Source organism: Brasilonema sennae CENA114 (assembly GCF_006968745.1).
Taxonomy (GTDB): Bacteria; Cyanobacteriota; Cyanobacteriia; order Cyanobacteriales; family Nostocaceae; genus Brasilonema; species Brasilonema sennae.
In genome coordinates, this window is sequence record NZ_CP030118.1 from 3,772,962 (window position 1) to 3,784,286 (window position 11,325).

Sequence of the window (11,325 nt, forward strand, 5' to 3'; positions counted from 1 at the left end):
GCCTTGGGAGTTAAGGCAAACAGCTACACCCTTAGTTATTGGCATTACGATTGTTGTTTCAATCGCTCATAGAGTTTCAACCCCTCTATGATAAGTGCTAGAGTTCTTAATTATGGAAGCAAAAAGCAAACCAGCTATGCAAACCATTACCGACATTAGTACATTAATTGTCCGTACGCCGGGAACTTGCGGTGGGCGTCCCCGCATCGCCGAAACTCGCATTACGGTTCAGTATATCGTGAATGAGATTAAAGCAGGTGTCACACCTGAAGAAATTTTGGAAGATAAACCCCACTTGACGCTTGCAGGGATTTATAGCGGATTGGCGTACTATTATGCCAACAAAGAATCGCTTGACGCCGAATTTGCAGCCTACAACGAGGAATGTCGTCGCCTCGAAGCTGAGTATAAAGCAGGAAATCTATCGTGAGCCGAATTCGCTTGTATTTGGATGAAGACACGATTAAAAAGGCGCTGATAAGTCAGCCAAAGAGATGGCGAACCAACTGGTGTTTCTGAATGCTTATGTTGAGAAAACTATTATATGAACTCAAGAAAAGTAGGTAGGCGTAATTAATTCGTAGATAGCAGTAGTGCGAGCGTCTCGCTCGCGGGCAAGATCCCCGCACTACATTTTATATTTAATTCAACCCACTTACTTACATGAAGTCAAGAAAGTAGATTTAAAAAATATGTCCAATCCAGTTAAAGTATTTTTTTCCTACTCCCATAAAGATGAAGTTTTGCGAGACGATTTGGCAACTCATCTGAGCATGATGAAACGTCAGGGAGTGATTGAAGCTTGGCATGATCGGGAAATCAGTGCTGGTGGAGAATGGGCAAATGCGATCGATGACAATCTTAACGCTGCGGATATCATTTTATTGCTGGTGAGCGCTAACTTTCTGGCTTCAGATTACTGCTACGATATTGAGATGCAGCGAGCAATGGAACGACATGAGGCAAGAGAAGCTCGCGTGATTCCGATTATTCTCAAGCCAGTAGACTGGAGAAATGCACCTTTTGCCAAACTGCAAGCACTCCCTAAAAATGCCAAAGCTGTGACAACTTGGCAAGACAAAGATGAAGCTTTTTTGAATATTGCTCAAGGAATTCGCAGATTAGTTGAAGATATGGTGAAGTCAAAAACCTCTTCAACCGCTTCTGAAACGACTACACCAGCGATAACGAGCGGTGGATTAACAGATAGCCAACGTCGCAGATGGAAGCAACAAGAAGCTTTACTGCAACAAGAGTATGATTTGGTGAGCACAAAATTAGGTAAGCTGCGCCAAGCATACTTGATTGAAACAGATACAGCGGTAAAGTTTAAGCTAGAGAAACAAATTCAGGAAAGCGAAACAGAACTAACTCGTTTAGAGCAACAGCTTGAGGAAATTGAGCAAAAGCTTGTGTAGTTATCTTAATATATATAAATAATGCCCTTTATGGAAGAATCTATTAAAGTTTTTATTTCCTACCACCAAAACGATGAGGACTTTCGCGAAGAGTTAGAAAAGCATCTAAAGTCTTTGGAGCGGGAAAAAACTATTATTAGTTGGAGCGATCGCAAAATCGTCGCGGGGCAAGAATTCAAAGGTGAAATTAATAAGTATCTTAACCAAGCTGGGCTTATCTTGTTGTTGGTGAGTCCAGATTTTATTGCTTCAGATTATCACTGGACAGTTGAAGTAACACGAGCTTTAGAGCAAAATGCAGCAGGAAAGGCTACTGTTATCCCAGTGTTACTGCGTTATGCGGATTGGGAAACTCCTCCCATTGATAAACTATCTCCACTGCCGAGAAATCGCGAACCGATAAAAAGCTGGAATGACCGAGATAAAGCATTCTTAGAAGTTATCAACGGAATTCGGGAGGCAATCGCGCAATTAGTTGCTAGCCCGAATTACTCACCCCCCAAACAAACTCCACAAGAACTCGAAGATCGCCAATATCAAGTCACAAGCCTGATCAACGAAGCAGATCGTTTATGCGAAGGTAAAAAGTTTGAGGAAGCAGTGCTTATATACAAAGCAGTCCTCAGCCTTGAGCAAAACTCTGTACTCGCTCACAATAACCTGGGGAATGCGCTGTACTATCAAGGCAAACTCGATGAAGCGATCGCCTCTTACCAAAAAGCGTTGCAAATCGACCCAAATTTGCCACCTGCTCACTTGAGCCTGGGGAATGCGCTGTTGCTTCAAGGCAAACTCGATGAAGCGATCGCCTCTTACCGTAATGCCTTGCAAATCGACCCAAATTATGCATATGCTCACTTTAACCTGGGCAATGTGCTGTTGCTTCAAGGCAAACGCGATGAAGTGATCGCCTCTTACCGTAATGCCTTGCAAATCGACCCAAATAATGCATATGCTCACAATAACCTGGGGATTGCGCTGAAAAATCAAGGCAAACTCGATTAAGCGATCGCCTCTTTCCGCCAAGCCTTGCAAATCGACCCATATCATGCAAATGCTCACAATGATTTGGGGATTGCGCTGTCCGATCAAGGGAAATTAGAAGAAGCGATCGCAGAACTGGAAATAGCTGTTCGCCTTGATCCTACTCGTACGCTGTTTCGTGAAAACTTAGAGAATTATAAGAATAAAAAGAAGGGTTTTTGGGGACGTTTATTTGGTGGGTAGAATATTCTCAGTTTTATTAAAGTAAACGGTGTGCGATCAGTATACAAAAAATCATCAAGATATATTAACTTTATCTCTTATTTAAGATATATGATTTGCGATTTAGACCACTTGCACAGGGGAGCATCCCAATTTTGCAAAAACGTGTTTGTCATTGCGTTAGCGCAGCGTGCCCGGAGGGCATACGTAACGGAGTGGAGCGTTAGCGCAGCGTGTCCCCTTGGGACTCAGCAATCGCAAGGACTGGGATTGCTTCACTAGTACAGCACGGCGTAAGTTAACCAGGTATTACTGTGGGAGAATGAGTAATTAGATTAAAAGTAGTTTTTGCTGAGAAGCGGAGAATTAGGATGTGGCAGGATTAGCTCCAAAACAATTAAACTTAAGCGATGGCGATCGCTCAGAACTGCAAGAGTTGGTAAACCGACACAATACAGGGCAACAAATAGTACTACGTGCAAAAATAATTCTTCTAGCGTCAGAGGGGAAAAATAATGGCGAAATTGCTCGAACATTAAATATAAGTCTGGATATGGCTCGTTTATGGCGAAACCGATGGTTTAAAACTAGCGATAAAAAGTTGCCTACTTTTGAGAGACTACGAGATTCGGAGCGTATTGGGGCACCAGTAAAATTTAGTATGGAGCAAGTAATCAAACTGTTTGCCCTTGCATGTTCAAAACCCGAAGACTACGGACGACCAATAAGTCATTGGACACCAAGAGAACTAGCAGACGAAATTATAAAGCAAGGGATTATTGAAAGCATATCTGTCCGCCATGTTGGAAGATTACTAGAAGAGGCAGAACTTAAACCCCACCAGAGTAGTTACTGGTTAACCCCCCCCTAAGGACGAAGAATTTGACGTAAAAGTTGAAGATATTACTGGTTTATACATAAGTGCGATTGAACGTTATCAAAACGCAGAGCGTACAATATCAATTGATGAAATGACGGGTATTCAAGCTACAGAGCGTCTAGAAAAAGATTTACCGATGCGACCTGGTAAAGTTGAAAGAAGGGAGTTTGAGTATATTCGTCACGGTACACAGAGTTTAATTGCTAATTTTGATGTCGCTACTGGTAAGATTATCGAGCCTACTTGTGGAGATTCTCGAACAGAAGTTGATTTTGTTCTCAATATTCGTCGAATCATTGAAAGTGAACCCAATGCTAAAAAATGGCATCTAATCATGGATTGTCTGAATACGCATCAGTCTGAATCGCTGGTTCGTTTGGTTGCAGAAAAAGAAGGTTTGAATATCGATCTGGGTATTAAAGGAAAAAGGGGAATACTCAAATCCATGAAATCCCGTGCTGCTTTTTTAAGTGACAAAACACATCGAATTGTTTTCCATTACACCCCTAAACACTCTTCTTGGCTCAACCAGATTGAAATTTGGTTCAGTATTTTGGTTCGTAAGTTACTTCAGCGTGCTAGCTTCAAGAGTCAGGATGACCTAAAAACCCGAATTCTTGAATTTATCGACTACTTTAATAAAACAATGGCTAAACCTTTTCAGTGGACATATAAGGGTAAAGTGTTAGCTGTCTAATACTTGGTTTATTTACGCCGTGCTGTACTAGGCTTCTACGAGACGCACTCGCGTTCGGAACCTCACCCTGCCCTGTCGGGCATCCCTCTCCTTAGCAAGGAGAGGGAAAGATTTTAGCGCCGATTCAAGCGAGGGTGAGGTTTGAAACGAGATGTGTGTACACCGTAGCTAAAAAAGCTTGCTCAGTTCCCTCCTTTTTAAGGAGGGCTAGGGAGGATTAACCCTTAACTGAATCGTATTGGTGTATCGGTTGAACAGTTGATAAAAATCTCTCCATTTTCTAATGGTTAGTAAAAATTTTTCTTCAAACAGTAGCTTATCGTATCTCTATTCTTTAAGGATGGGTTGTAATGCCGGCTATTTTTAAGTGATGAAACACTTCATTGTGTTCATGATTGCCTCACATTGACGCGACACATTTTACAGAGCTAATCTCCATGACATCGGAGATATAACAGGTGCCTCCAAACTTATTCAGCAGAGGTTTGAGGTTTTCTACAACAGGCTTGATTTCCTCAGGCGCACAGAACGCGAGGATGTAAACATTATCGAGCATCGTCATGTCTAAATCTTCCGCTCTACCTCGTAATCCTTTGCCAACAACATTTCGGATCACAATATGACCGTTTACACCTGACTTATCTAAACGATCTAAAATTTTGCCAAGCTCAAAGGAGTTAGCAATAATTTCTATCCTTTTAACTAGGTGCATATTATTAGCTCCAAAACAAATTAATTGCGTACAGATATACCGGAATTCCCACAATAATATTGAATGGGAATGTTACTGCCAGAGCCGTAGAAACGTACAAGCTGGGATTCGCTTCCGGAACAGTCAACCGCATGGCTGCTGGAACAGCGATGTAAGAGGCGCTGGCACATAGTACGGAGAACAACAGTGCATCTCCTTGAGACATACCAAGGAATTTGGCGATCGCTAACCCAATAGCTGCATTCAGTATTGGAATCAGGATTGCAAATGAGATCAGGAAAAATCCTGTTTTTTGCAAGTCTTTAATTCTTCTAGCAGCAACCAATCCCATATCCAGTAAAAAGAAGGTCAGAACTCCATAGAACAATCCTTGAGTAAAGGGTTCCAACACTTTCCCACCACGTTCTCCGGTCAAGAATCCAATCAGAACACTACCGACTAGTAGAAACACTGAACTGTTGAGAAACGCATCTCGTAACACTTCTGGCCAAGAAAACTCTCGCGACTCGCCCTTCTCAACGGTAAATAAATTTACCAGGATGAGACCAACAATGATCGCTGGAGATTCCATCAGAGCAAGAGCTGCCACCATGTAGCCATCATAAGCAATGCCAAGTTCAGTTAGAAAAGCACTCGCGGTGATGAAGGTGACAGCACTGATAGAACCGTAGGTTGCGGCGATCGCTGCTGCATCGTAAACATCCAGCTTCAGCTTTAAAATAAAGAAAGTGTAAATCGGGACAGCACAAGCCATCAACACTGCTGCGAGCAGTGTCAGAAGCACTTCGGTCGTGATTCCACTTTTCATCAGTTCAACTCCCCCCTTAAACCCAATCGCAAACAGCAGATAAAGCGAAAAAAGTTTGGGCACGGGGGGAGGAATTTCCAGATCCGACTTGACAAAAACAGCAGTCATGCCTAAGAAGAAAAACAGAACTGGCGGATTCAAAATGTTGGATACGATCAAACTAGCATCCATGTCTATCCCTCCTCGTAGTGATGCAACGGAAAATTTAGAAAACTTTGCATTTTGAGAAACTCATGTAACCCTTGAATCATGATGTATCGCGTACTGTGACCTTATGTCAATTGATTGACGAAGTATCTCTATAGATTTGTTTTCTCAATTTTGGCTAATAATAATCTTTAACCCTTGTTTTTAGGCACTTTCGCAACAAAGAAATTTCATTAAACCTTTTGCAAAAGTCGGGAAGGCAAAAAGTCAAAAACTAGGGGTGTAGGGGGATAAGGGTATAAGGGTGTAGGGGGAGTCATTGGTGCGGGCACAGAATCCAACACCAATTAAGAACCACCAAATTGTAGATTTGGTGGGGGTCTTACCCAGTTTTCCTCTGGGGCAGGGGTGTAATATCAAGTTCGGATGATTAGTTATCATTGGAGTCCTCGTGTTACCCCTCCCCAACCCTCCCCTTGCTAAGGGGAGGGTGCGCGAAGCGCGGGTGGGGTAATTTCGGGATTTATAAGTGATTAAGCGAACTTGATATAAGACCTCGTACCACAAGGAAAATCCTCTATTTCCCATGCCACATGGCTCAAGTCGGGAAACCCGCCCACGGTGAGACAGCGCTGCAGGGATTTTACAGCAAACTTCAGAGGCTTTTATTTTTGTCGCAATAATTCGTTTGATATTAAAGCAACTTGCGTTATTAAAATCAGTTATTTAAAACTTTTGAGACATTTTCTTATGCTGAGGTCTTCTACAACTTGCATTGCCCAGTATTCTGGTTAGCCAGGATACTGAGAGGCTAGAGCAATTTTTGCTGAGCGAGGAATATCTTCATTTTCGTACTTATTGTGCAGATACCTTAGAAAGGCTTGCTCACCATTTAGCATATCATCTAAAGCTTTTTTCTCAGCTTTAGCAACATCCCTGTACATATATGTCTGTAAGTAATCCACAAACCTTACATGTTTTAGGTTATACTCTCTATGTAGAGCGTAAAAATGATCATAGCTAAAAAGAACATCCTCCTTTTTAACCGATACTGCCCCAGAAAAGTTCTGAGCACCATAACCTAACTTTTCGTCAAAAACCAACCCGTACTTCTGTAAAAAGTCCAGGCTATAAACGCTGTTCCAAGACCATGCGAAATGGGAATAAGTTAGGTTTGCTAAATTGAAACTACGTGGAATCGGACGTTTAATTGTGCGTCCCGTGTTGTAGGCTCTAGTAATCAAACTAAAAGTGAAGTTAGGCTGGTTTTTTTGCTTTTCAATTACATTAACAATATTGTCCAAATGATTGGGTAAAATCCAGTCATCTGAATCGACACAAACAATATGTTTACCTGTTGCTAATTTTATAGCAGTGTTGCGGGCTACAGATACACCTTTGTTAGATTGTTCAACATATTTAAATCTTAGATCATCACCTACAATCTGATGAAAGATATACCTACATTGAAACTGATTTTCTATATTGACTATACTCAGTTTCGATTTCCAATCAGTATCCTGATCTCTGTACCAATCTTCTATTCTCGTTCCTTTGCTGCCATCGTTCACTACAATACACTCAAAATCTCTCAAAGACTGATTTTTTAGAGATCTTAAGCATTGCTCCAGAAAGCGTTCTGTTTGATATACAGGAACAATGATAGAAAATAAAGGTTGAGTATTCATGATCGTTTTGAGTAAAAAGCGTAACTGTAATTCAACGCCTAACACATTTTCTTTTACTAGTCAAAATTGCTTTTTAACCTGTTGCTAATCTCTAAATTTTACACCTTTTATGAAAAATAGCTGTCCTATTTGAGTTGTGTTAAAGTCCCTGCGCTTTGCGCATAAATCGCGCCTGTTGAGATTCCCAACAACTTTTAAAGGAGTCGGGAATCTTGTTGTTCACGGAGCGCGCAGCGTGCCTGCAACGGCTTATGATTTAGGATTGCTACGGTTCTTGTGCACTTGTTGTGTTCAAAGGTAATTCTATTCTGGCTCTAGCGCGGAGTGCGGGAGTCAAAAAAAGAGTTTGAAATGTAGCCTGTCGATGTTTGGCAGGTTCTGGAGCAGAGTTCCAGAGGCTTTGGTAGTAGAAGAAAGCCACACCCAAGCCACGTTCTTGAGCAGCCCGTACCTGGGATGAAATTTGCTGCATTGATACTGAGCCTTTTTGGGATCCTGCCATAATACCAATTCCAGTTGGAATTATTTGCTGCACTTGTTGAATTTCTGGACGAGAAATTGTTGTGGTAAAACTCGCAAGGTTGGGACGATAAACTTGCACAATCAGCTCATCGACTATATTTTGCTGCACCCAACTGAGCCAATCTTGTAGTTGAAACTTGTAAGCAAAGTCGTAATAATTGGGGGAAACAGAGAAAATCACATTGGGTTTTCTTGCTTTGACAGCTTGATTGAGTTGTACCATGAACGCCGTGATTTTATCTGCTCGCCAGCGCATCCATGCCGCATCTTGGGCATTAGCTGGGGGATTGTTTTTAGTTTCCTGACTATACAATGCAACAGTGTATTTATCGTAGCCAAATTCGTACGGCAAACTCATATGATCGTCAAACTGAATGCCATCAACATCATATTGAGTGACAATTTCCAGCACGAGATCGGTAATAAACTGCTGCACTTTTGGATGGAAGGGATTAAGCCACGCAACTTCACCAGCTGCACTAATCGAAGTTTCGCTACGATCCCGTTTTTGTGTGAGCCAATCCGGATGATTCAACGCCAGTTCTGACGTTGGGGGAGCCATGAAGCCAAACTCAAACCAAGGAATTGCGAGCAAGTTTTGGCGATGTGCTTGGGCAATCAGATCTGCAAGAATATCATGTCCATCTGAGCCTCGTAAGACAAAGGGCTGAATACCTGCACCTTTTGCGATCGCGCTGGGATACATCACATATCCAGAATTCCACACCACAGGATAAATCGTGTTGAAGTTCAGCCGTCTGAGTTGATTCATTGCATCCTGTACCTTGGCACGATTCTTGAGGGTGTCAAAATCGTTATTAGTCATCCAAACCCCACGAATTTCCTGACGGGGTGGCTGCGGGATGCTTTCAGAGGGAGCTGCTTCTTGGGCGATGGCAGGGGTAAGGCTGTTTAATAGTAGTACCGTCACAAATGATACCAAAAAAAACAATGGGGAAAGACGTTTGAGGACTCGTCCTTTATGACGTTGTAATCTGTACATTCGCCACCAAGCTTGAGGAATCAAACGCAATTTCATATACTTGAATACATTAGCTACCTCACACCACTGGTAACTTTTGTGATACAATCTACTCATGATCCAGCCTACAAGTTTTTGTGGTTCTTAAAGAAATCCATGAATTGGTAGTCGTTCGTTAAAAGCGGCGCATAAAGTCACTGCATCAGAAAAACCAAAGCAGACTTAGCACAGCAAGATAGTTGACGTAGCTAGTAGGTCACAAGTGCCAACTGTTGCTTTTGTATAAATAGCGATTGCTCTTCGCTCACCACCGCCCGTGCAATTGCATATAACTTCTTTGGGATAAAAAGTAATTTTTGCTACCGTAAAAACTCATTAATCATAACCGCACTTTTATAAATGTGGGTTTTATATATAACACTTTACTAGTTATAATTACTCTTGCTTTTGCTTTTAGGACTTACGCACAGGCCACTAAAAACAATGGGTTGCGATTGCTTCCCTGCGGTCGCAATTATGGCTACGTTGTCCGTGCGTAAGTCCTGGCTTTTAGTAGTTCCCCAAGGGAACGCCTGCGGGGTAAAGAATAAGCCCAAAAGGGGATGGTCGGGTGGGGATTAGGGGCGAAGCGGCAAGGTTTTTTAATCCCTTTGCCTTTAACCTTTCTCCTTTCCCCAGTCCTCACAAGCGCATTTTTCGGTTGGCAAATTACTAGTGCTGCTAAAAGCGTCTGCTTTTGAGTTGCTTTAGGCGTGAAACTAAGCGGATCAAGAAACGATAACTCCTGCGAACAACATCCAAGACAAAGTAGGGTATCCGTATCCCAAGCGGGGAGAGGAAGGGGCGGTACAGCCAGTAGTATCCCTTTTTCAGGTCATCCCACTTTGAGCAAGCCTCCTCATGCAGAAAGTCCGAGATGTCCACAACTAGTCCCCTACCTTTGTACATCATCACATTACGTCCGTGGACATCATGGGGGTGGAGACCGCGCTTACGGGCATAATCTAAAGCTTGGTCAATGTCGTGTATCACCTGCTTCGGTATCCGTAGACCACGCTGCATACAGTCGTAGAGAGTAACTCCATGCAACCGCTTCAGGATTAAAAAGCCATCATTGGCATACAGACACTCAGAGAAAGCAGGATGGGAACCCAGGCGGCGGTAGACCTCTACCTCCTCAGAAAAACCGGGGCGTCCGGGTGCATAAATTTTTATCACAAACTCAGGGTAGTCTGGGTGATAAACCACTGCGGCGTAGTTCCCCGCCCCAAGAAGTTGCCAGGGTTTGGGCACATGGCGGACTTTGACTGGGTCGTGGGGATCTACGCTTTCAATTTGGAACCGAGGAAGTAGGTCTTGGTGGACACTCTCGATTAGCCGATTCATGTGTGCTCCATCGATACTGGGTTCCAGTTACTACAGATTTTAGATGGAATTCTCCCATATAGTAACCTTTTTCTGAGCGAAACAATTTTAGATTTTAGATTTGAAATTTTAGATTGGGGAGCCAATACTGTTCGCGCAACGTGGCACTTTGTGCCATAGTCCTTGTTTCCCGACAGAGGTACTTGGTGTTGATTTTCGGCTTGCCCTGAGCTTTGCCGAAGGGTACAAGCCCCGTCCAAGAAGGACGGAATTAATCCAAAATCGTAAATTTAAAAATCTAGGCTTGGTTTCGCTCCGCTCCAACCAGAGCACTTTTAGCTTGGGCTGAGCGCAGCCAAAGCCGGTGGAGTTAATCCAAAATCTAAAATCCTAAATCCAAAATTGATTGACCTTGATTTTTCCCAATGTTGTAATTTGATTACTGGGCTGATTGTTCAGCGTTAAACTGCTTGCTCAAGACCTGTTCCAAATGTTCTAATACAGTATCTACATCTTTACCAACTCGTTCATAACAACTTGGTGGTGCAGGTTCTGGTTCAAAATAAATTAACTTGACTTGGTCTTTAGCAATTGCGAGCATGAGAACTTCTACTTCTGGTTTATGGTGCTTCACAATCCCTAAAATTTCCTGAAGTCTGTTCTCAACTGTGGTATTGAATTGTTCTATGGCTTCTTTGGGACAATAAACAAAGTGTGGTGTTGGTTGCAAATCAATACCAATCGTACCCTTGCCGTCACCATTTTCTAACCACAAACCCCAAGACAGTGCTGCTAATTCCTGTTGATTTTCTTTGACGAATCTATTTAACTGGCGACGCCACTCGTCGTTTGATGATTGAGATTGGGTGGAAGCAAACATCATAGTAACTTTATATTTTG

Annotated in this window: 10 protein-coding genes and 2 pseudogenes; 6 read left to right on the plus strand and 6 right to left on the minus strand. The window is 42.5% G+C overall.

The genetic code is table 11. The features are described 5' to 3' along the window. The first annotated feature begins 112 nt into the window (after positions 1–112). From DP114_RS16010 to DP114_RS16035, 6 genes and pseudogenes are all read left to right on the plus strand, one after another. A complete protein-coding gene (locus DP114_RS16010; RefSeq protein ID WP_246163220.1) occupies positions 113–430 on the plus strand; it encodes a DUF433 domain-containing protein in 318 nt (105 codons plus the stop codon). A gap of 262 nt (positions 431–692) precedes the next feature. Further along, positions 693–1,418, plus strand: coding sequence for a TIR domain-containing protein (locus tag DP114_RS16015; RefSeq protein ID WP_171976560.1), 726 nt, complete (start codon positions 693–695; stop codon positions 1,416–1,418). A 30-nt stretch (positions 1,419–1,448) separates the two neighbouring features. Next, positions 1,449–1,832, plus strand: a pseudogene (locus DP114_RS36330) (toll/interleukin-1 receptor domain-containing protein); the annotation flags it as partial. A 48-nt stretch (positions 1,833–1,880) separates the two neighbouring features. After that, a pseudogene (locus tag DP114_RS36335) lies at positions 1,881–2,645 on the plus strand (tetratricopeptide repeat protein). A gap of 352 nt (positions 2,646–2,997) precedes the next feature. Beyond that, on the plus strand, positions 2,998–3,495 hold the full coding sequence (locus DP114_RS16030; protein WP_169263472.1) for a helix-turn-helix domain-containing protein: 498 nt from the start codon (positions 2,998–3,000) through the stop codon (positions 3,493–3,495). Positions 3,496–3,580: 85 nt separating this feature from the next. Beyond that, positions 3,581–4,201 carry a transposase gene (locus DP114_RS16035; protein ID WP_256379390.1) on the plus strand — a complete coding sequence of 207 codons (621 nt, stop codon included), beginning with the start codon at positions 3,581–3,583 and terminating at the stop codon, positions 4,199–4,201. 400 nt (positions 4,202–4,601) lie between these two features. On the opposite strand, the gene DP114_RS16040 is transcribed toward DP114_RS16035, so the two are convergent. The 6 genes from DP114_RS16040 to ccmS all read right to left on the minus strand — a co-directional run bounded on the left by DP114_RS16040 (position 4,602) and on the right by ccmS (position 11,308). Then, complete coding sequence (locus DP114_RS16040; protein WP_171976562.1) at positions 4,602–4,913, minus strand: P-II family nitrogen regulator; 312 nt, start codon at positions 4,911–4,913, stop codon at positions 4,602–4,604. A gap of 4 nt (positions 4,914–4,917) precedes the next feature. Then, entirely contained in the window at positions 4,918–5,892 is a 975-nt protein-coding gene (locus DP114_RS16045) for a sodium-dependent bicarbonate transport family permease (protein ID WP_171976563.1), read from the minus strand. A 767-nt stretch (positions 5,893–6,659) separates the two neighbouring features. Further along, complete coding sequence (locus DP114_RS16050) at positions 6,660–7,556, minus strand: glycosyltransferase family 2 protein (RefSeq protein WP_171976564.1); 897 nt, start codon at positions 7,554–7,556, stop codon at positions 6,660–6,662. A 265-nt stretch (positions 7,557–7,821) separates the two neighbouring features. Next, complete coding sequence (locus DP114_RS16055) at positions 7,822–9,117, minus strand: glycoside hydrolase family 10-like protein (RefSeq protein WP_216670004.1); 1,296 nt, start codon at positions 9,115–9,117, stop codon at positions 7,822–7,824. A 663-nt stretch (positions 9,118–9,780) separates the two neighbouring features. Then, on the minus strand, positions 9,781–10,446 hold the full coding sequence (locus DP114_RS16060; RefSeq protein WP_169265632.1) for a serine/threonine-protein kinase: 666 nt from the start codon (positions 10,444–10,446) through the stop codon (positions 9,781–9,783). A gap of 418 nt (positions 10,447–10,864) precedes the next feature. Beyond that, on the minus strand, positions 10,865–11,308 hold the full coding sequence (gene ccmS / locus DP114_RS16065; protein ID WP_171976566.1) for a beta-carboxysome assembly chaperone CcmS: 444 nt from the start codon (positions 11,306–11,308) through the stop codon (positions 10,865–10,867). Positions 11,309–11,325 lie beyond the last annotated feature (17 nt).